Annotated in this window: 19 protein-coding genes; 8 read left to right on the top strand and 11 right to left on the bottom strand. The window is 58.6% G+C overall.

What is annotated here, in order from left to right; genetic code table 11:
• Window positions 1–10 precede the first annotated feature (10 nt).
• Both IB252_RS13885 and IB252_RS13880 read right to left on the bottom strand, forming a co-directional pair.
• Entirely contained in the window at window positions 11–502 is a 492-nt protein-coding gene (locus tag IB252_RS13885) for a M48 family metallopeptidase (RefSeq protein WP_008151965.1), read from the bottom strand.
• A 45-nt stretch (window positions 503–547) separates the two neighbouring features.
• Entirely contained in the window at window positions 548–2,671 is a 2,124-nt protein-coding gene (locus IB252_RS13880) for a putative bifunctional diguanylate cyclase/phosphodiesterase (RefSeq protein WP_192409210.1), read from the bottom strand.
• 323 nt (window positions 2,672–2,994) lie between these two features.
• Here IB252_RS13880 and IB252_RS13875 point away from each other — a divergent pair, with 323 nt between their 5' ends.
• From IB252_RS13875 to IB252_RS13865, 3 genes are all read left to right on the top strand, one after another.
• On the top strand, window positions 2,995–3,663 hold the full coding sequence (locus tag IB252_RS13875) for a polysaccharide lyase family 7 protein (protein WP_192409208.1): 669 nt from the start codon (window positions 2,995–2,997) through the stop codon (window positions 3,661–3,663).
• Window positions 3,664–4,219: 556 nt separating this feature from the next.
• A complete protein-coding gene (locus tag IB252_RS13870) occupies window positions 4,220–4,504 on the top strand; it encodes a fructose-bisphosphate aldolase (protein WP_192409207.1) in 285 nt (94 codons plus the stop codon).
• Window positions 4,505–4,762: 258 nt separating this feature from the next.
• A complete protein-coding gene (locus IB252_RS13865; RefSeq protein WP_111448503.1) occupies window positions 4,763–5,077 on the top strand; it encodes a hypothetical protein in 315 nt (104 codons plus the stop codon).
• Window positions 5,078–5,222: 145 nt separating this feature from the next.
• Here IB252_RS13865 and fba read toward each other — a convergent pair whose 3' ends face one another.
• From fba to tkt, 6 genes are all read right to left on the bottom strand, one after another.
• Window positions 5,223–6,287, bottom strand: a complete 1,065-nt coding sequence (gene fba, locus IB252_RS13860; protein ID WP_008151974.1) for a class II fructose-bisphosphate aldolase — start codon at window positions 6,285–6,287, stop codon at window positions 5,223–5,225.
• Window positions 6,288–6,541: 254 nt separating this feature from the next.
• On the bottom strand, window positions 6,542–6,874 hold the full coding sequence (locus IB252_RS13855; protein WP_192409205.1) for an MliC family protein: 333 nt from the start codon (window positions 6,872–6,874) through the stop codon (window positions 6,542–6,544).
• A 56-nt stretch (window positions 6,875–6,930) separates the two neighbouring features.
• Window positions 6,931–7,152: a hypothetical protein gene (locus IB252_RS13850; protein ID WP_046045274.1), complete on the bottom strand. Its 222-nt coding sequence runs from the start codon at window positions 7,150–7,152 to the stop codon at window positions 6,931–6,933.
• 34 nt (window positions 7,153–7,186) lie between these two features.
• Window positions 7,187–8,350: a phosphoglycerate kinase gene (locus IB252_RS13845; protein WP_033060390.1), complete on the bottom strand. Its 1,164-nt coding sequence runs from the start codon at window positions 8,348–8,350 to the stop codon at window positions 7,187–7,189.
• Window positions 8,351–8,375: 25 nt separating this feature from the next.
• Window positions 8,376–9,437 (bottom strand): erythrose-4-phosphate dehydrogenase, encoded by a 1,062-nt coding sequence (epd, locus tag IB252_RS13840; protein WP_192409203.1) that lies wholly within the window; start codon window positions 9,435–9,437, stop codon window positions 8,376–8,378.
• 151 nt (window positions 9,438–9,588) lie between these two features.
• Window positions 9,589–11,586: a transketolase gene (gene tkt, locus IB252_RS13835; RefSeq protein ID WP_192409201.1), complete on the bottom strand. Its 1,998-nt coding sequence runs from the start codon at window positions 11,584–11,586 to the stop codon at window positions 9,589–9,591.
• A 273-nt stretch (window positions 11,587–11,859) separates the two neighbouring features.
• On the opposite strand from tkt, the gene IB252_RS13830 reads away from it, so the two are divergent.
• The 4 genes from IB252_RS13830 to IB252_RS13815 all read left to right on the top strand — a co-directional run bounded on the left by IB252_RS13830 (window position 11,860) and on the right by IB252_RS13815 (window position 16,406).
• Complete coding sequence (locus tag IB252_RS13830) at window positions 11,860–12,855, top strand: ArsR/SmtB family transcription factor (RefSeq protein ID WP_192409199.1); 996 nt, start codon at window positions 11,860–11,862, stop codon at window positions 12,853–12,855.
• Window positions 12,856–12,873: 18 nt separating this feature from the next.
• Window positions 12,874–14,064, top strand: coding sequence for a methionine adenosyltransferase (metK, locus tag IB252_RS13825; RefSeq protein WP_192409197.1), 1,191 nt, complete (start codon window positions 12,874–12,876; stop codon window positions 14,062–14,064).
• Window positions 14,065–14,236: 172 nt separating this feature from the next.
• Window positions 14,237–15,910 carry an NAD-dependent DNA ligase LigB gene (gene ligB / locus IB252_RS13820; protein WP_192409195.1) on the top strand — a complete coding sequence of 558 codons (1,674 nt, stop codon included), beginning with the start codon at window positions 14,237–14,239 and terminating at the stop codon, window positions 15,908–15,910.
• Between the two features lie 100 nt (window positions 15,911–16,010).
• Window positions 16,011–16,406: a DUF1090 domain-containing protein gene (locus IB252_RS13815; RefSeq protein ID WP_192409193.1), complete on the top strand. Its 396-nt coding sequence runs from the start codon at window positions 16,011–16,013 to the stop codon at window positions 16,404–16,406.
• Window positions 16,407–16,465: 59 nt separating this feature from the next.
• On the opposite strand, the gene IB252_RS13810 is transcribed toward IB252_RS13815, so the two are convergent.
• Window positions 16,466–16,915 carry a c-type cytochrome gene (locus tag IB252_RS13810; protein ID WP_192409192.1) on the bottom strand — a complete coding sequence of 150 codons (450 nt, stop codon included), beginning with the start codon at window positions 16,913–16,915 and terminating at the stop codon, window positions 16,466–16,468.
• Between the two features lie 127 nt (window positions 16,916–17,042).
• Here IB252_RS13810 and IB252_RS13805 point away from each other — a divergent pair, with 127 nt between their 5' ends.
• Window positions 17,043–18,227 carry a murein transglycosylase A gene (locus tag IB252_RS13805; RefSeq protein ID WP_111448495.1) on the top strand — a complete coding sequence of 395 codons (1,185 nt, stop codon included), beginning with the start codon at window positions 17,043–17,045 and terminating at the stop codon, window positions 18,225–18,227.
• 146 nt (window positions 18,228–18,373) lie between these two features.
• Here IB252_RS13805 and IB252_RS13800 read toward each other — a convergent pair whose 3' ends face one another.
• Together IB252_RS13800 and IB252_RS13795 are read right to left on the bottom strand one after the other, a co-directional pair.
• Entirely contained in the window at window positions 18,374–18,757 is a 384-nt protein-coding gene (locus tag IB252_RS13800; RefSeq protein ID WP_111448494.1) for an MAPEG family protein, read from the bottom strand.
• A gap of 40 nt (window positions 18,758–18,797) precedes the next feature.
• Entirely contained in the window at window positions 18,798–19,631 is an 834-nt protein-coding gene (locus IB252_RS13795; RefSeq protein ID WP_008152002.1) for an EamA family transporter, read from the bottom strand.
• Window positions 19,632–19,719 lie beyond the last annotated feature (88 nt).

Here is a 19,719-nt window from a genome sequence, read left to right as displayed (position 1 = left end):
ATTTTGATTTCTACTGCATATCCCGCCACGTCAGGTACACCCGCACATCGAACTCCACCTGGTGATACCCCGGCAACATATGTTCGCAAAGCTTGTAGAACGCCTTGTTGTGATCCGACTCTTTGAAGTGTGCCAGTTCATGCACCACGATCATTTTCAGAAACTCGGCAGGTGCATCCTTGAACAATGAAGCGACACGAATTTCTTTCTTGGCCTTGAGCTTGCCGCCTTGCACCCGGGATATCGCGGTGTGCAATCCGAGGGCGCGGTGGGTCAGGTCCAGGCGGTTGTCGAACAACACCTTATCGATGGCCGGGGCGTTACGCAGGTATTCCTGCTTGAGGTCCAGCGTATAGGTGTACAACGCCTTGTCGCTCTGTACCCGGTGTTTTTCCGGGTAACGCTGGCTCAGGTAGTCGCCCAGCCGACCGTCGGCGATCAGCTGGCGCACTTGGTCCTGCAGTGCTGCAGGATAGGCCTGGAGGTATTTCAACGCGGTCATTGGGGCGGCAACACGATTCACGAAAAGGTCGCCAGTGTAGCGAATTCAGCCGGTCAGCGTGTTCCAGTCGAACGGCCGCACAAAGTCGCCGACATCCTCGGCCATCATCGGACGTGCGACCAGAAACCCTTGCACGTACTCGCAACCATTGGCTTGCAGCCACCGATACTGCGCAGCGGTTTCCACCCCCTCGGCAATCACCAGCATCCCGTACTCCTTGCACAGCTCGATCACATTGCGCACCAGCGCCGCATCGCGTGAAGACTCCAAAAGCCGGGCAATCAAATGCCGGTCGAACTTGAGCGTGTCCAACTCCAGATCCCGCAGGTGAGACAGCGAACACGGCCCGGAACCAAAGTCATCCAGGGCCACTCGCACACCCAGGTTACGCAGCAGGCGCAGCTGTTTACGGGTTTCCTCGGGGTTTTGCATCAGGGCCTCTTCAGTGACCTCGACTTCCAGATGGTGCGCCTGTAAACCATGGCGCTCCAGTAACTGGCGCAACTCGGTGACCAGATTGGGCATGCCGAATTGTGTATTGCTCAAACTGACGCCCAGCACCAGGTCGTCGGCAAACAAGGTTTCCCAGGCTTTTCGCTGGCTCGCCCCTTGTTGATAGATCCAGCTGCCCAGGCGGCTGATCAACCGCGCCTCTTCCAGCAATGGCAAAAACAGTCCCGGTGGTACATCGCCGACGCTCGGGTGCTGCCAGCGGATCAGCGCTTCGAACCCGCGAATCTGCCCGCTGGCAATGGCCACCTGAGGTTGATACACCAAATTGAAATCACGGTTCTCGATCGCCGCGTGCACACTTTCTTCGAGCATCAGCCGCGAGCGTGCCCGGCCGTTCATTTCGTGATCGTAGAAACGATATTGCTGACGACCGGCGCGCTTGGCTTCGTACATGGCGATGTCCGACGCACGCAGCAAGCCGTCGAGATTGGAACCGCAATCGGGGTACGTCGCAATGCCGATGCTGGCGCCCAACGCGATATCCAGACCATCGATCTGCTGACAGATCGACACCCGCTCAATCAGCTTCTCGGCAATCTTTGCCGCTTGCTCGGGGAATTCCAGATCCAGCAACGCCGTGAACTCATCACCACCCATGCGCGCCAGAATGTCGAAGGGCCGCAAACAGGCCTTCAACTGCTCGGACACCCACCGCAGCACCCGGTCGCCGGCATCGTGACCGAGGGAATCATTAACCCGTTTGAAGCCGTCGAGGTCCAGATACAGCAGCACCCAGGCACTCTCGGAGCGTTCGCCACGCAACAGCAGGTTTTCCGCCGTCTGGTAAAAACCGCGACGATTGAGCAGCCCGGTCAAGGGGTCAGTTACGGCCTGGAACTCCAGTTGCTGATGCAGATGGCGCACCACCGACATGTCCAGCACTGTCACCACCATCGCCTGTTGTTCGCTGGGCAACGGTGCACAGGACAGCGCCACGGGCACCTGCTGACCGGGCGCCGTACGCAGCAATGCATCGTGCAGGCGCAGGGTTTCACCGCGTTTGTAACCGGCGAACAACTCGGAGTCGGCCCAGATCGGAATGTGCGGCTTTTGCAGGAAATCCAGAAACTCTTTGCCTTGCAGGTCTTGCACCGTGGCATTGAGCAGTCGCGACATCGCCGGATTGGCAAAGCGGATCAGACCGTCCTCACCGACCACCAGGATGCCTTCGGCGGCATTGTCGAGCACCGAGGCATTAAATGCGCGTGCGACCTCCAGATCGTGGCTCAGGCGCTGCAACGCACGGCGATTGCGCTGATGCTCGAGCAGGGCCTGGACTTTGGGCTTGAGAATTTGCGGGTCGAACGGTTTGAACAGGTAATCCACCGCACCGCTGGCATAGCCCTTGATCACGGCGTCCTGGGACTGTTCGTTGGCGGTAAGGAAAATGATCGGCGTGAGGCGGGTTCGTTGGCTGCCGCGCATCAGGCGTGCCACTTCAAAACCGTCCATGCCCGGCATCTGCACATCCAGCAGCACCAGGTCGACATCGTGCTCGAGTAACAGACTGAGCGCCTCGAAGCCCGAGGCGGCGGTCATGACCTGCCAGTCCTGGCGCTGCAACAACGCGCGCATGCTGATCAGGTTTTCAGGGTAATCATCGACGATTAAAAGAATTGAGTTGCCTTCAGCTGGCGTGGGTTGCGCGCATTCCATGCTGCTTCTCTTATGCGGGACGTCAGGCCGGTTTCTCGTGAAAACCGGACAAATACTAAGCCCTCACTCTAGACCGGGTTCCGCAAAAGCAGAAGCTATCAGTACGCCATCATTTAACTAAAGCGTCCATTTGCCGACTAACGGTCGGCGCCACAGCCCCCTGAAACCGGGAAAGATGGCCTTTTAACAGGATTTTGACGCCACCCGTTTGTCATTTACGCATTAACAAATTGAACTTCTGCGATTATAAGGATTGCCCCCAAGGCGCGTGCCAGAGCTTCTGGAACGTACGTGCAGTAAAAAAACCGTGGAAGCTTTTGTCTATGATCGATCTCGCAACCTGGAACCTCAGCGTTCCCGTCGGCAGTCCGCCGTACACCGTTGAAACGTCAAAACTGGTGGATGGCTTCAAGGACCAATACTTCCACTCCGACACCGGCACGCTGTTTTTCTGGTCCCCGGTGACCGGTTCTACAACTGATAACGCAAAGTATCCCCGCACCGAACTTCGCGAAACCTACAGCAATGGCACGCTGAAAAACTGGCTCTACCCGGACGCCGACAACACCCTGCGCGCCACCCTGGCGGTGAATCAGGTACCGAGTTCGGGGAAGATCGTCATCGGCCAGATCCACGCCTATGAAAGCCAGAAACCGATGGTGAAGCTCGAGTATCAGTACTCGACCAGCACCCAGTCGGGCAACCTCGTCGCCAAGGTTCGTATGCACCCTGATGACGATACTGCCCGGATAATCACCATCGCTACCGGAGTGAAACTGGATCGGGAGTTTTCCTACCTCATCCACCTGAGCCCGGGCGGCGCGCTGGGCATCAGTGCGGCGGGCTACCAGTGGGACACCGACATCAGCAAGACCTGGAGCGTCAAGCCGCTGTACTTCAAGGCCGGGGTTTATGTGCAGGACAACACCGGGTACACCAGCGAAGGCGGGCAAGTGACGTTCAGCAAGCTGGATATTGATCACGATAGGTAATCCCCCTCACCCTGATCGTTTCCCACGCGCAGCAAAGGAATGCAGCTCGGGACGCTCCGAAGAACAACTCCATCTCGGCAGCGGCTACAAACCCCAGCGTCTGCAAAATTCGTAGGACTCCTCCGACCGTGGCGAGGGAGCTTGCTCCCGCCGGGATGCGAAGAGCCCCAAACCCTGCTATGCAATTTCCTCAGACACACCGTAGTGCTCGGTTTTACGACAGCTACGCTGCCGAACGGGAGCAAGCTCCCTCGCCACAATGCCCGTGCGCGCTCCTACACCCCGGTTGCAGCCACCAAAGTCGCCGCTTATAGTTCGCCCCGTCGCTGACAGCAGTCGGCGATAGGGTTTCGCAGCCCTACCGAGTTAGAACCACAACCGTCAAAATACGACACGGGCAGCGTTTGCCCGTACTCGTTCTTTATGGCGGCTGTGCGTGGGAGACTTTCGGGTCTGCCGGGTCTTAACTCCTCGGTCTGCGAACCCGCGCACAGCTGCCACCCAATTTGTTTCGCAGCAAACAGTGGCGAATTCTTTCTTGAGTTAAGGATTTTCCATGAGCAATCAACAACCGCCTCGCCGCTTCACCCCCATGTCCCAATTCGCCACCGACTACCCCGTCCTGCTCATCGACAGTGACGCTCCACTCCGCGAACTCCACAACTGCGTCAGCGAACGCCTCAACGCCGTTCTCAAATACCTCAACCTTATGGCCTGCACCAGCCTGCCGGACTACGCCGAGAACGACATCAACACCGTCACCAACATCGCCCGGATCATGGTCCAGGATGTAAGCGATGTGTTTCGGGTGATTGAGCAACGCGGGTTCGATAACCCGTAAATAGCTGAGCATCAGGCTTTTTAAGGATAAGGGGACGATTAAATAAATCTGCCCCTTTCCCCTCACTTTTTCCGCAAAAAAATCTGACTTTCTATAGCAAAAAGATATTAAGAACTGTCACTTATTACAGGTGACCGTGCACCCTCACAGAACTAACCTTATGTACGAAACACAAAAAAAAAGAACAAGGCAAATAAGTAAATCCGGCCCTGTTCCTTTTTCATTTTTGCGATCTCCAACATCATAAGGATATAAAGTATGGGCGCTTTAGTAGGAACTTTTTATGGTGCGCTTGCCGAAAATCACGTCTATTTGACAGTCCATAGCAGTGATGATTATGCAGGTCCGGTTAACGCGACCGCCAATGTTAATGGAAAAACCGGAACAATCAACGGGACGCAGAGCATCTGGGCAAACTACACAACTATTACGCTCAGCGGGATGGTGGGTGGAAACACAGAAAACTGGACACTTACAACTTCCGACTTTAACACTCTGAATGGGACCCGAAGTTTCACTGAAGCTACCGGCATTTCGTACTCTCAACAAGTAGGGCTTGGTCGGATTGGGTGAGCGCAAAACATATAAAACAGAGAATGTCAGCCATAAATATTCAGGATAAAAATGTTACCTGTCGGCGCATCTTATGCAAAACGTTCCGCCCATAAAAAACCCGCATCGCTGCGGGTTTTTTAATACCGGTAATAACGCTTACGGCTTAGTTAACCTTAGCGTTCAACTCACCCTTCAAATAACGCTGATACATCCCTTCCAACGAGATCGGCTTGATCTTCGAAGCATTACCCGCCGTACCAAACGCTTCATAACGTGCGATACACACATCACGCATGGCAGTCACAGTCGCGCCGAAGAATTTACGCGGATCAAACTCGCTCGGGTTGGTGGCCATCAGGCGACGCATCGCACCGGTGGACGCCAGGCGCAGGTCGGTGTCGATGTTGACCTTGCGCACGCCGTGCTTGATGCCTTCGACGATTTCTTCAACCGGCACGCCGTAGGTTTCTTTGATGTCGCCGCCGTACTGGTTGATGATCGCCAACCAGTCTTGCGGAACCGAAGACGAACCGTGCATCACCAAGTGGGTGTTCGGGATGCGCTTGTGGATTTCTTTGATGCGGTCGATGGCCAGCACGTCGCCGGTAGGCGGCTTGGTGAACTTGTACGCGCCGTGGCTGGTGCCGATGGCGATGGCCAGGGCGTCGACCTGGGTGCGTTTGACGAAGTCAGCGGCTTCTTCCGGGTCGGTCAGCATTTGGCTGTGATCCAGAACGCCTTCGGCGCCAATGCCGTCTTCTTCACCGGCCATGCCGGTTTCCAGCGAACCCAGGCAGCCCAACTCGCCTTCTACCGATACGCCGCAGGCGTGAGCCATGGCCACGGTTTGTTGGGTAACACGGATGTTGTAGTCGTAGTCGGTCGGGGTCTTGCCGTCTTCGCCCAGGGAACCGTCCATCATCACCGAGCTGAAGCCCAGCTGGATGGAGCGCTGGCAGACGTCAGGGCTGGTGCCGTGGTCCTGGTGCATGCACACCGGGATGTGCGGGAATTCTTCGATGGCGGCGAGGATCAAGTGACGCAGGAACGGTGCGCCGGCGTATTTGCGAGCACCGGCCGAAGCCTGGACGATCACCGGGGAGTCAGTCTTGTCAGCGGCTTCCATGATGGCGCGCATCTGCTCAAGGTTGTTGACGTTGAAGGCTGGAACGCCGTAGCCGAACTCGGCTGCGTGGTCCAGCATCTGGCGCATGCTGATAAGTGCCATTGTGTGTGTATCTCCCGGTTGAGGGTCGTTAATCGTGCCAGCCTGCCGTAGCGGCGGCGGCTATTCAAGTTATTGCAGATCGGGGGTTGCCCCGGCCTGCCAATTCGGTATTACAAAAATCCTGAGAGCCGTCGATTTCCTGTAGGAGCCGAGCTTGCTCGCGATGGCGGTTTAACTGCCAACACAGGTGTTGAATGTGCTGGCCTCATCGCGAGCAAGCTCGGCTCCTACAGGTTTAGCGTCGGCCCCGCGTATTACTGCGCTTTACAACCGCGGCCGATCAAATCATTGGTGGCGACCCAGTACACCAGGCCTTCCTCACCTTTTATGTGAAACGCCAGCATGTCGTTGCTGTACAGCGAACCTTCGGCGCCCGGCTCATGCTTCAAGCGGTAGACCTGATCAGCACCGCCCAGGCGAACGTCGACTTCCTTGCGGCTGTCGTCGGTGTAACGCCAGAGCACTTTGGCCTGACTGTCGCAGGTCCAGGTGGTCCAGCTGTCCGTCGATTCGGCAGGCTTGAACAGGTTCAAATTAGCGCAACCTGCCAGCAGAGCCAGCGCCGTAACGGCGATAAAACCTTTCATCCATGTTCCTCGACTGACGGCGCACGCCGCCAGCCCTGAGTAAAGTGTCAGACCCTTCAAGGGCAACCATGTTCCTTGGCCGGGGTCTGTGTCTCGTATTTGTCCAGGCCATCAGGCCCGGAACGCTTGTTGATCACCGGGTTGGTTTCGGCCTGCCAGTCGGCCTGGTAGCAGCCTTTGTCCTGTTCAGGCGTCTCGGGCACCTTGGGGGCTTTCGGGTTACTCCCGCAAGCCGCCAGCGACCCCGCGATAATCAACAGCGCTAATGTTTTGACCATCTGAACACTCCTTTGCCTGGTCAAATGGGCGGCCTCAGGCCTTCGCCCGGCTTTCCAGGACTTCAACGGCCGGCAGCACCTTGCCTTCGACGAACTCGAGAAACGCGCCGCCACCGGTAGAAATGTAGGAGATCTGATCGGCAACGCCATATTTATCGATGGCGGCCAGGGTGTCGCCGCCGCCAGCGATGGAGAATGCCGAGCTTTCTGCGATGGCTTGGGCCAGGACTTTGGTGCCGTTACCGAACTGGTCGAATTCGAACACGCCCACCGGGCCGTTCCACAGAATGGTTTTGGACGACTTCAACAGCTCGGCGAAATTCGCCGCGGTCTGTGGGCCGATGTCCAGAATCATGTCGTCTGCAGCCACATCAGCGATCAGCTTGACGGTAGCGGTGGCGCTTTCAGCGAACTCCTTGGCAACCACGACGTCGACCGGCAGCGGCACGCTGACCTTGGCGGCGATGGCGCGAGCGGTGTCCAGCAAGTCTGGCTCGTACAGGGACTTGCCGACCGGGTGACCGGCAGCAGCCAGGAAGGTGTTGGCAATGCCGCCGCCGACGATCAGCTGGTTGCAGATCTGGCTCAGGCTGTTCAGCACGTCGAGTTTGGTCGAGACCTTGGAGCCAGCAACAATCGCCGCCATTGGCTGGGCCGGGGCACCAAGGGCTTTGCCCAGTGCATCCAGTTCAGCGGCCAGCAACGGGCCAGCGGCGGCGACTTTGGCGAACTTGGCCACGCCATGGGTCGAACCCTCGGCACGGTGAGCGGTGCCGAAGGCGTCCATCACGAACACGTCGCACAAGGCGGCGTATTGCTGGGCCAGTTCGTCAGCGTTCTTTTTCTCGCCTTTGTTGAAGCGCACGTTTTCGAACAGCACGATGTCGCCGGCCTTCACGTCAACGCCGCCCAGGTAATCGGCCACCAGCGGCACTTCACGCCCCAGAGCCTTGCTCAGGTAGTCAGCGACTGGCTTGAGGCTGTTCTCGGCCGAGAACTCGCCTTCGGTCGGACGGCCAAGGTGCGAGCAGACCATCACGGCCGCGCCTTTTTCCAGGGCCAGCTTGATGGTCGGCAGCGAGGCCAGGATTCGCGCATCGCTGGTGACTACACCGTCCTTGACTGGGACGTTGAGGTCTTCGCGGATCAGTACGCGCTTACCTTGCAGATCGAGGTCGGTCATCTTCAACACGGTCATGGGTCGCATTTCCTGGATAGCTGTTTTAGAGAGCAGGTTTTGGTTGTGGTGCAGCTGTTTGCAAATAGTGTTCAGCAACGTCCAGCATTCGATTGGCAAAACCCCATTCGTTATCGAACCAGGCCAGGATGTTCACCAGCCGTGGGCCGGAAACTCGAGTCTGACTGGCATCGACGATGGCCGAATGTGGGTCATGGTTGAAATCACAACTGGCGTGAGGCAACTCGGTGTAGGCCAGAAGGCCTTTGAGCGGGCCATGGGTGGCGGCCTCGCGCAGAATCCGGTTGACCTCGGTGGCGTCGGTATCGCTCACGGTCTGCATCGTAATGTCGAGGCAGGACACGTTAACCGTCGGCACCCGCACGGCTTTGGCCTGAATTCTCCCGGCAAGTTCCGGCAGCAGGCGCTCAATGCCTCGCGCCAGACCAGTGGACACCGGAATCACCGACTGAAACGCCGAACGGGTGCGGCGCAAGTCTTCGTGATGATAGGCGTCGATCACCGGCTGATCGTTCATCGCCGAGTGAATGGTGGTGATCGACACGTATTCCAGACCAATGGCCTGATCCAGCAGGCGCAATAGCGGCACGCCGCAGTTGGTGGTGCAGGACGCGTTGGATACCAGCAGCTCATCACCGGTCAGGCAATCCTGGTTCACGCCGTAGACGATGGTGGCGTCGACATCCGCTTCGCTGGCCATCGGCTGGGAAAACAGCACGCGCGGCGCACCGGCGTCGAGGAAACGCTGGCCGTCTTCACGAGTGTGGTAAGCGCCGGAGCACTCCAGCACCAGATCGACGCCCAGCGACGCCCAATCGATGCCTTCGGGGGTGGCACTGCGCAGGACCTTCACGCAGTCGCCATTAATATGCAGACAATCGCCCTCGACCCTCACTTCTCCGGGAAACCGCCCGTGAGTGGAGTCGAAACGTGTCAGGTATTCGATGCTGGCCATGTCCGCCAGATCGTTGATCGCAACAATTTCAAACCCGGCCTTATCGCCTCGCTCAAACAACGCACGCAAGACGCAACGACCAATCCGGCCGTAGCCGTTGAGTGCAACTTTGTAAGGACGCGGTTGAGGCATGGGGTTCTCGATTACCGTGGTGAATCCGTCATTGCAGCGTTGAATGTTCCATCGTCATCGCGAGCAGGCTCGCTCCCACATGGACGGTGTAGATCCCTGTGGGAGCGAGCCTGCTCGCGATAGCGTCAGATCAGACGATACATTTTCTGGATCAGTCTTCCAGCAGCTCTTCAGCCTGACCCAGGATGTTTTCCAGGGTGAAGCCGAACTCTTCGAACAAGGCTGGCGCAGGCGCCGACTCGCCATAGGTGGTCATGCCGATCACGCGGCCTTCCAGACCCACGTACTTGTACCAGTAGTCCGCGTGGGCGGCTTCGATGGCGATACGGGCGCTGACCTGCAATGGCAGAACTGCTTGCTTGTAACCGGCGTCCTGGGCATCGAACACGCTGGTGCAAGGCATCGAAACAACCCGCACTTTGCGACCTTGTTCGGTCAGCTTGTCGTAGGCCTGAACGGCCAGACCGACTTCCGAACCGGTGGAGATCAGGATCAGCTCAGGCTCGCCGTCGCAATCCTTCAACACGTAACCGCCACGGGCGATGTCGGCGATCTGGAACGCATTGCGGGTTTGGTGCTGCAGGTTCTGACGCGAGAAGATCAGTGCCGAAGGGCCGTCCTTGCGTTCCAGAGCCATTTTCCAGCACACCGCCGATTCAACGGCATCGGCTGGGCGCCAGGTGTCGAGGTTCGGCGTGCTGCGCAGGCTGGTCAGTTGCTCGATCGGCTGGTGAGTCGGGCCATCTTCGCCCAGACCGATGGAGTCGTGGGTGTAGACGAACACGACACGCTGCTTCATCAGCGAGGCCATGCGCACGGCGTTGCGGGCGTATTCCATGAACATCAGGAAGGTCGCGCCGTAAGGCACCAGGCCGCCGTGCAGGGTCACGCCGTTCATGATCGCGCTCATGCCGAACTCGCGAACGCCGTAGTACATGTAGTTGCCGCTGGCGTCTTCAGCCGTAACACCTTTGCAACCTTTCCACAGGGTCAGGTTGGAACCGGCCAGGTCAGCGGAGCCGCCCAGCAGTTCAGGCAACAGCGGGCCGTAGGCATTCAATGCGTTCTGGCTGGCTTTACGGCTGGCGATGGTTTCGCCCTTGGCGGCGACTTCAGCAATATAAGCATCGGCTTTTTCAGCGAAGTCTTCCGGCAGTTCGCCGCTCAGGCGACGAATCAGCTCGTTGGCCAACTCTGGGAAGGCAGCGGAGTAGGCAGCGAAACGCTGATCCCATTCGGCTTCGGCCGCGCGACCGGTTTCCTTGGCGTCCCACTCGGCGTAGATGTCGGCCGGGATTTCAAACGGACCGTGATTCCATTTCAGCGCAGCACGGGTCAGAGCGATTTCCGCGTCACCCAGTGGGGCGCCGTGGCAGTCTTCCTTGCCTTGCTTGTTCGGCGAACCGAAACCGATGGTGGTCTTGCAGCAGATCAGGGTTGGCTGATCGCTTTTGCGCGCCGTTTCGATCGCGATCTTGATCTCTTCAGGATCGTGACCGTCGACGTTGCGGATCACCAGCCAGTTATAGGCTTCGAAACGCTTGGGCGTGTCATCGGTGAACCAGCCTTCGACTTCGCCGTCGATGGAGATGCCGTTGTCATCGTAGAAGGCAATCAGTTTGCTCAGGCCCAAAGTACCGGCCAGGGAGCCGACTTCGTGGGAAATGCCTTCCATCATGCAGCCATCACCCAGGAACACATAGGTGTGGTGGTCGACAATGTTATGACCTGGACGGTTGAACTGCGCCGCCAGGACTTTTTCTGCCAGGGCAAAACCAACGGCGTTGGCCAGGCCTTGGCCCAGTGGACCGGTGGTGGTTTCAACGCCTGGGGTGTAGCCGAATTCCGGGTGACCCGGGGTACGGCTGTGCAGCTGGCGGAAGTTCTTCAGGTCTTCGATCGACAGATCGTAGCCGGTCAGGTGCAGCAGCGAGTAGATCAACATCGAGCCGTGACCGTTGGACAGCACGAAGCGGTCACGGTCGGCGAACGATGGATTGCTCGGGTTGTGCTTCAGGTAGTCACGCCAAAGTACTTCGGCGATATCCGCCATACCCATAGGGGCACCGGGATGGCCGCTGTTGGCTTTTTGCACGGCATCCATGCTGAGGGCACGAATGGCGTTGGCACGCTCACGACGGCTGGGCATCGCTGTTCTCCTGCGGATATTGAATCGAGAGTGAATAAAACGAAACGGAAAAAAGGCGAGCATTTTCCCTCACCCACCCGCCTCGGGGCAATGACAGATAGTCATCTGAAGGCGTTTTTCCGGTGGATAAAGTCGCATTCGCCTGGTGAAACCTTTCCGCTGACGATTTGTAGAGTGACCCTTTCCCCGAGAAGTGCCATCTATCGAGCAATATCAAAACTTTTTGATATTGCTCTTGCGGTGTTTTCTGACCGTCACTAGACTGCTGGCCTTATGAATTTACGTGCGCCTTCCATTCGACCTGACGATTGCGATGAGCTGGCGGCCCTGTGCAAGGCCGGCGGCGATCCTCTGCGACTGAATGTATTGCGCGCGCTGGCCAACGATTCGTTTGGCGTACTGGAGCTGGCGCAGATCTTTGGCATCGGCCAGTCCGGCATGAGTCATCACCTCAAGGTATTGGCCCAGGCCGATCTGGTGGCGACGCGCCGTGAAGGCAATGCGATTTTCTACCGTCGCGCCCTGCCCCACACCGACCTGCTGGGCGGCAAGTTGCATGCAGCCTTGCTGGAAGAAGTGGACAACCTGACCCTGCCTGCCGAGGTGCAGTCGCGAATCGGTCAGGTCCATGGGCAACGGGCGGCGGCCAGCCAGGACTTTTTTTCACGGGTCGCGGAGAAGTTTCGCGCCCAGCAAGACTTGATCGCCGGCCTGCCGCAGTACCGCGAAAGCGTGGTGGCATTGCTCGACAAGCTGAGTTTCAGCGAAGGCGCCACGGCCATCGAAGTCGGCCCCGGAGATGGCGCATTTCTGCCGGAACTGGCGCGCCGTTTCACCCAGGTCACGGCGCTGGACAACAGCCCGGCGATGCTCGAACTGGCGCGCCAGGTTTGCGAACGTGAAACGCTGGCTAACGTCAGCCTGCAACTGGCCGATGCATTGAACGGTGTCCGCCTCAAGGCTGACTGCGTTGTACTGAACATGGTGCTGCACCATTTCGCCGCGCCGGCCGAAGCACTCAAGCAAATGGCCGACTTGCTGCAACCGGGCGGCAGCCTGCTCGTGACAGAGTTATGTAGCCACAACCAGAGTTGGGCCAGGGAGGCCTGCGGTGATCTATGGTTGGGGTTTGAACAGGACGATTTGGCCCGTTGGGCCACCGCTGCGGGACTCGTTCCCGGGGAAAGCCTCTATGTAGGCTTACGTAATGGTTTCCAGATCCAGGTCCGCCATTTTCAGCGACCGGCTGGCGACACTCACCATCGGTAAATTCAGGAAAAAATCGAGATGAGCGAATACTCCCTCTTCACCTCCGAGTCCGTGTCCGAAGGGCATCCGGACAAAATCGCCGACCAGATTTCCGATGCGGTGCTGGACGCCATCATTGCTGAAGACAAGTTCGCCCGTGTAGCGGTCGAGACCCTGGTAAAAACCGGCGTTGCCATCATCGCAGGTGAAGTCACCACGTCGGCCTGGGTCGACCTGGAAGAGATCGTGCGTAACGTGATTCTGGACATCGGCTACAACAGCTCCGATGTCGGCTTCGACGGCGCCACTTGCGGCGTGATGAACATCATTGGCAAGCAGTCTCCTGACATCAACCAGGGTGTCGACCGTGCCAAGCCTGAAGATCAAGGCGCCGGCGATCAGGGCCTGATGTTCGGCTACGCCAGCAACGAAACCGACGTGCTGATGCCAGCACCGATCACCTTCTCGCACCAGCTGGTTCAGCGTCAGGCCGAAGCCCGTAAATCCGGCCTGCTGCCTTGGCTGCGCCCGGACGCCAAGTCGCAAGTGACTTGCCGTTACGAAGGCGGCAAGGTTGTCGGTATCGACGCCGTTGTACTGTCGACTCAGCACAACCCTGACGTGTCCTACAAAGACCTGCGCGAAGGCGTGATGGAGCTGATCGTCAAGCACGTACTGCCTGCCGAGCTGCTGTCCAAGGACACCCAGTTCCACATCAACCCGACTGGCCAGTTCATCATCGGTGGCCCGGTTGGCGATTGCGGCCTGACCGGTCGCAAGATCATCGTTGACAGCTACGGCGGCATGGCCCGTCACGGCGGCGGTGCGTTCTCCGGTAAAGATCCATCGAAGGTTGACCGTTCGGCCGCCTACGCCGGTCGTTACGTGGCCAAGAACATCGTGGCGGCCGGCCTGGCCGAGCGTTGCGAGATTCAGGTTTCCTACGCGATCGGTGTTGCTCAGCCGACATCGATCTCGTTGAACACTTTCGGCACCGGCAAAATCAGCGACGACAAAATCGTCAAACTGGTTCGCGAAGTGTTCGACCTGCGTCCATACGCAATCACCACCATGCTCGACCTGCTGCACCCGATGTACCAGGAAACCGCTGCGTACGGCCACTTCGGTCGCACTCCGACTACCAAGACTGTGGGCGATGACACTTTCACCACCTTCACCTGGGAAAAGACCGACCGCGCCGATTCCTTGCGCGCTGCTGCCGGCCTGTAAGACTTCCCCGGCGGTACCAAAAGCCCTGCACGGTTTGCCGTGCGGGGCTTTTTATTGCGCGAAAATCGAAAGATCTTCCCGCCTCTCGAAACACACCGAAAAACATCCTCGCTAACGACGCCTGAAAGCTGACTAACCTTGATAGCATTCTCCCCGAGCAAGGACGCTCACGATGCTTCTGCGCCTGTTTTTCTGTTTTCTCCTGACCTTTGTTGGCCTGAGCTCAAACGCTACCGAGTGCCCCGACTGGCCACCCGCACGCGCCCTGGACGAAATCACGTCACTGCAGAAACAAATCGACCTCTGGGACGACAGCTATCACCGGCGCGGCCGCTCATTGGTCGCCGATGAACTCTACGATCAGTCCCGTTCACGACTGACCGAATGGCGCACGTGTTTCGACCTGGCCCCATCCGCGGAACCGCTACGTACCGCGGGCGGCACGATGCCTCATCCCATCGCCCACACTGGCCTGGAAAAACTTCACGATGGTCGCGCCGTTGAAGCCTGGCTAAAAGGACGGAGCGATGTCTGGATTCAGCCCAAGATCGACGGCGTGGCGGTGACGCTGATCTACCGCAAAGGCCTGCTGACTCAGGCAATCAGCCGCGGTGACGGAGTAAATGGCCAGGACTGGACGGCTTCGGCGCGCCAGATCGCCGCTATCCCACAACAATTGCCAGAGCCGCTGGACCTGCTGCTGCAAGGCGAGCTCTATTGGCGCCTGACCGACCACTTACAGGCCCGGGCCGGCAGCCTCAACGCACGCGCTACAGTGGCTGGCTTGATGGCCCGCAAAAAGTTAAGCACTGAGCAAGCCGCGGGGATCGGCCTGTTTGTCTGGGACTGGCCCCAAGGTCCGGCCAGTTTGCCCGCGCGCGTCGCAGCCCTGGATAAGTTGGGCTTTCCGAGCACCGCACCTTACAGTCACTCGGTCGAAGTATTTGCCGACGCTGAACGCTGGCGCGATCACTGGTATCGCTCGCCCCTGCCCTTCGCCAGTGATGGCATCGTCTTGCGCCAGAATCAGCGCCCACCCGCCGAGCGCTGGCAGGCTAAACCGCCTTATTGGAGCGTCGCCTGGAAATACCCTTTTGCCCAGGCCCTGGCCGAGGTGCGCAAGGTCCACTTCAAGATTGGACGGACCGGACGGATCACCCCGGTACTGGAACTGACACCGGTCATGCTCGATGACCGGCAGATCAAGCGAGTCAGTGTGAGTTCACTGCAACGCTGGGAAACACTGGATATCCGCCCCGGAGATCAGGTCGCCATCAGTCTGGCGGGCCTGACCATTCCCCGGCTTGACGGGGTCATGCTGCGCAGCACCCAACGCACTGAATTGAGCGTACCGCTGGCGGAGGACTTTCATCATTTGAGCTGCTGGCAGCCGACACCGGGGTGCGAAAGCCAATTCCTCGCCCGACTGTCCTGGCTCAGCGGCAAGCAGGGCCTGGCGTTGCCGCATGTCGGTCCTGGCACATGGGAGAAACTTTTAGAAACAGGCCGTCTGAATGGCCTGCTGGATTGGTTGACCCTCGATGCTCAAGAGCTTGCTAACATTGACGGCTTCGGCGAACGCAGCAGCGCTCGTCTTTTGAACAGTTTCAACAGTGCCCGACAGCGCCCTTTCGCTCGTTGGCTCAAAGCCCTGGGTTTACCGCCGACCGGCCAGGCGCGGCTTGCCGATTCATGGCAGGAACTGGCACAACGAAATATCGAACAATGGCAGGCAGAAGCCGGCATCGGCCCGGGACGCGCAGCGCAATTGAGCGCATTTTTTCGCGATCCGCAGGTCCAGGCCTTGAGTGAAACATTACGTGTTGCGGGAATTGACGGTTTTTAGCGGCCGGCGATGCCGGCCAATCCGGGAACCCAATGGTGCCGCGCGGGCTCAAACACCCCATCGCCACCTCGACCCCATCGCTTTTTCACATGGAGCTTTTATGAAACTTCTTTCACCGCTCGCCCTGTTGACCCTTTGCAGCGTGCTGGCCGCTCCACTGATGGCCGCCGAAGAAGCTCCAGGCCTGACCGGCTGCGCCGCAAAGAAGCAGGGCATCATCAATCAGATTGAACTGGCCAAGTCTCACGGTAACGCCGATCTGCAAGCAGGCCTTGAAACGGCCCTGAGCGAAGTCACTGCTCATTGCACCGATGCTTCCCTGAAAAAAGAACGGGAAAACAAGGTGCTCGACGCCAAGCACGAAGTCAGTCAGCGTCAGGCCGATCTCGACAAGGCCATGAAGAAAGGCGACGCCGAGAAGATCAACAAGCGCAAAGACAAACTCGCCGAGTCCCGCAAGGAATTGCAGGACGCACTCGATGAGCTGGATAAGTAAGGATCAGTTCAGTACTGATCGTTCCCACGCAGAGCGTGGGAACGATCAACAGGTGAGGATCAGTGATCCCGAAACTCTTTATGGCAAGCACTGCAGGCATCTTCGACCTTTTGCACCGCTGGCCCGAGGTTACTGGCCTTGTAAGGCTGAACTTTGCTGGCAATCACCAATTCACCAGTGGCGGCTTCAAGGGTGCGTGCCATGTCCTGGAAGTGTTCCTGTTTCTGCCAGACATCGCTCTTGGCGCTGGTGTGATCTTCTTCGCGCACCTGCGGAAAATGTTTCCAGGGTTCACGGGACAACGCATCGAGCTTCACGGCACCGTCAGCGAATGTCGGACCGTCAAACGGGATGCGACCACGCAACATGCCGCCCAGGTCTTCGCCGGTCTTGAGCATTTGCTTGAAGATCGCCTTGCGCTGGCCCAGCGGTGAATTGGGGTCGACACCACCGCAGGCGGACAACGTCAGGCAGGCCAGCAATACAACAGAAAGTCTTTTAAGAGTCATGGTGGCTTCAGGTCACGGGAACGGCGGCCAGTATCCTCGCGTCAACGGCAAAGACCAATAGCCCTATTATCAATACGGGTTGTTTGAGCGCATGGAGCACTCAGGCAACCGACAAAGGAATTACTCCATGAACAGCCGTTTCAAGGCATGGCGTCACAACCTCGCCTGGACCCTTCCGATGGTGGCCGTGCTTGCGGGCTGCACCGGTGGCGACAACAACACACCGAAAACCCACGCCCTGGCGACCTACTCCAGCGCCACGTGGGAAGCACTTCCAACGGTCTCCGACAACGACCTGGTCGCCGGCTTCGGTTCGTGGCGCAGCGCCTGCACCCGACTCAAAGCCGACCCGGTATGGGGCTCGACGTGTGCGGCTGCCGCCAACGTGCCGCAAACCGCCAGCGACATTCGTGGCTTCCTCAAGCAGAACCTCGACGTCTACGGCCTGCGTGCAGCCAATGACAATCCCAACGGCCTGATCACCGGTTATTACGAGCCGGTCTACCCCGGCAGCCTGACCCAGACCGAAGTGGCAAGCATCCCGGTGTACGGTGTGCCCGAGGACATGATCATCGTCTCTCTGGACAGCATTTATCCGGAACTCAAGGGCAAACGCCTGCGCGGACGACTCGAAGGTCGCGTGCTCAAGCCTTACGACGATGCGGCCACGATTGAAACCAAAGGGGTCAAGGCTCCGGTTGTTGCCTGGCTGACCGATCCGATGAACCTGCAATTCCTGCAAATCCAGGGTTCGGGTCGTATCCAGCTCGATGATGGCCGCCAGTTGCGCATTGCGTATGCCGACCAGAACGGTCACCCGTATCGGCCGATTGGCCGCTGGCTGGTGGACCAGGGCGAGCTGAAAAAAGAAGAAGTGACCATGGGCGCCATCAGCCAATGGGCCAAGGCCAATCCCACGCGCATTCCGGAACTGCTGGGCAGCAATCCCAGCTACGTATTCTTCACCCGCAATCCGGACAGCAACGAAGGACCTCGCGGCTCGTTGAACGTACCGCTGACCGCCGGCTACAGCGCGGCGGTGGATCGCAAAGTGATTCCGCTGGGCAGTCTGTTGTGGTTATCGACCACTAAACCGGACGGCACCGCACTGGTACGCCCGGTTGCCGCTCAGGACACCGGCGGCGCAATTGCCGGCGAAGTCCGTGCAGACCTGTTCTGGGGCACCGGCGAGGCGGCCGGGCAATTGGCTGGCGACATGAAACAGCAGGGGCAGATCTGGATGCTCTGGCCTAAAGGCGCAGCGTTGCCGCAAGTGCCGCAGGTGGCTGATGCGGTGAAGACCAGCCCCTGATATCTGTATCGGCGGTTAAATAGCAATCGCGAGCAGGCTCGCTCCCACATTTTGATCTCCAGTGAACACAGCATACGTGTACGACCGAGATTCAATGTGGGAACGAGCCTGCTCGCGATGAGGCCCTCACGAACACCAATGTATTTTCAGACAGAAACCACAAAGAAACTGACGATCAACCCCAGCCCCACCAACCACATCAGCGACCGCAAAATCGCCCAGTCCGCCAAGTAGCAAATGATGTACAGCAGCCGACTGGTGATGAACAACACCGCCAGCACATTGATCGTCACCAGTTCGGCATTGCCGGCCAGGTGCGCAACGATCACCGCCGCCGCGAACGCGGGAGTCACTTCAAAACTGTTCAGGTGCGCCGCATACGCGCGTCGGCCCAAACCATTCAGCGACTCGAGAAAGTCACGGGGATCATGGTTGTCTTTCAGCCGGAACCCGCCACAGGCCCTGGCGATGCCCGTGCAGATATAGGGCAGGATAATCGCGATCAAAATGCACCACAGAGCAACCGTCATAACGCAATCCCTTCTTCAGGTTTCAAGAGTCGAACTCCAGTCAAAACTTCATCACCAGCATGCCGATCAGCACCAGCCCACAGGCTAAGAGCCGGGGCCTGCCGAAAGGTTCTTTCAGGTAACGCATGCCGAACAGCACCACCAGAATCACGCTGATCTCGCGCAATGCCGCCGCTTCGGCAATCGAGCCCAGCTGCATGGCCCACAGCACCAGAGCGTAGCTGAACAACACGCAAAACCCGACCGCCAACCCCAGTCGCCACTGTTCACGCCAGAACAACATGAAGGCCGGTCGTTTACGCACCAGCGCCAGCAACGGGAACGGCCAGGCGCTGAGCAACGTGACCCACACCAGGTAATCCAGCGGATGCGACCAACGCCGCAACGCCTGGCCATCGATAAAGGTGTAGCAACCGATGCATAGGCCGATCAATGCCACCACCGGCAGCATCGACCACGGCAATCGCGCACCGCCGCCGCCCTGCCAGAGCAGGCAAAGCATGCCGAACGGGATCAGCAGAATCCCGAAGATCTGCTGGTTCGTCAGCACTTCTCCGGCAAAAATCAGCGTCAGTGCCAGCACCACCAGCGGCGACAAGCCACGCATCAGTGGGTAGACCAATCCCAGATCGCCGACCCGATAGGCCTGGATCAGCAAATAGCGATAGAGCAATTCAAACGCCGCCGACGCCAGAATCCATGGCCAGATGTCCAGGGGCGGCAACGCCACGAACGGCAGCATCAGTGCGACAAACAGCATTGCCACGCTGTCCATGCAGGCCACCACCAGCAGCCGTTCCGCACTGAATTTGATCAGGGTATTCCACGCCGCGTGCAACAGCGCCGCTACTAACACCAGTGCTGTTGCAAGCACGGCACACTCCTTTTTTGACCGCCCCCTCCCCTGTAGGAGCACGGCTTGCCGGCGATGGCGTTCTTGAGATCGCCATCGCCGGCAAGCC

The organism is Pseudomonas sp. PDM10 (assembly GCF_014852295.1).
Classification (GTDB): domain Bacteria; phylum Pseudomonadota; class Gammaproteobacteria; order Pseudomonadales; family Pseudomonadaceae; genus Aquipseudomonas.
This window is presented reverse-complemented; position numbering and strand designations above follow the sequence as displayed.

Bases quoted from the DNA above. Each gene is read 5' to 3' on its own strand.
- IB252_RS13885 (WP_008151965.1), bottom strand. From the start codon at position 502: ATGACCGCGTTGAAATACCTCCAGGCCTATCCTGCAGCACTGCAGGAC.
- IB252_RS13880 (WP_192409210.1), bottom strand. From the start codon at position 2,671: ATGGAATGCGCGCAACCCACGCCAGCTGAAGGCAACTCAATTCTTTTA.
- IB252_RS13875 (WP_192409208.1), top strand. From the start codon at position 2,995: ATGATCGATCTCGCAACCTGGAACCTCAGCGTTCCCGTCGGCAGTCCG.
- IB252_RS13870 (WP_192409207.1), top strand. From the start codon at position 4,220: ATGAGCAATCAACAACCGCCTCGCCGCTTCACCCCCATGTCCCAATTC.
- IB252_RS13865 (WP_111448503.1), top strand. From the start codon at position 4,763: ATGGGCGCTTTAGTAGGAACTTTTTATGGTGCGCTTGCCGAAAATCAC.
- fba (WP_008151974.1), bottom strand. From the start codon at position 6,287: ATGGCACTTATCAGCATGCGCCAGATGCTGGACCACGCAGCCGAGTTC.
- IB252_RS13855 (WP_192409205.1), bottom strand. From the start codon at position 6,874: ATGAAAGGTTTTATCGCCGTTACGGCGCTGGCTCTGCTGGCAGGTTGC.
- IB252_RS13850 (WP_046045274.1), bottom strand. From the start codon at position 7,152: ATGGTCAAAACATTAGCGCTGTTGATTATCGCGGGGTCGCTGGCGGCT.
- IB252_RS13845 (WP_033060390.1), bottom strand. From the start codon at position 8,350: ATGACCGTGTTGAAGATGACCGACCTCGATCTGCAAGGTAAGCGCGTA.
- epd (WP_192409203.1), bottom strand. From the start codon at position 9,437: ATGCCTCAACCGCGTCCTTACAAAGTTGCACTCAACGGCTACGGCCGG.
- tkt (WP_192409201.1), bottom strand. From the start codon at position 11,586: ATGCCCAGCCGTCGTGAGCGTGCCAACGCCATTCGTGCCCTCAGCATG.
- IB252_RS13830 (WP_192409199.1), top strand. From the start codon at position 11,860: ATGAATTTACGTGCGCCTTCCATTCGACCTGACGATTGCGATGAGCTG.
- metK (WP_192409197.1), top strand. From the start codon at position 12,874: ATGAGCGAATACTCCCTCTTCACCTCCGAGTCCGTGTCCGAAGGGCAT.
- ligB (WP_192409195.1), top strand. From the start codon at position 14,237: ATGCTTCTGCGCCTGTTTTTCTGTTTTCTCCTGACCTTTGTTGGCCTG.
- IB252_RS13815 (WP_192409193.1), top strand. From the start codon at position 16,011: ATGAAACTTCTTTCACCGCTCGCCCTGTTGACCCTTTGCAGCGTGCTG.
- IB252_RS13810 (WP_192409192.1), bottom strand. From the start codon at position 16,915: ATGACTCTTAAAAGACTTTCTGTTGTATTGCTGGCCTGCCTGACGTTG.
- IB252_RS13805 (WP_111448495.1), top strand. From the start codon at position 17,043: ATGAACAGCCGTTTCAAGGCATGGCGTCACAACCTCGCCTGGACCCTT.
- IB252_RS13800 (WP_111448494.1), bottom strand. From the start codon at position 18,757: ATGACGGTTGCTCTGTGGTGCATTTTGATCGCGATTATCCTGCCCTAT.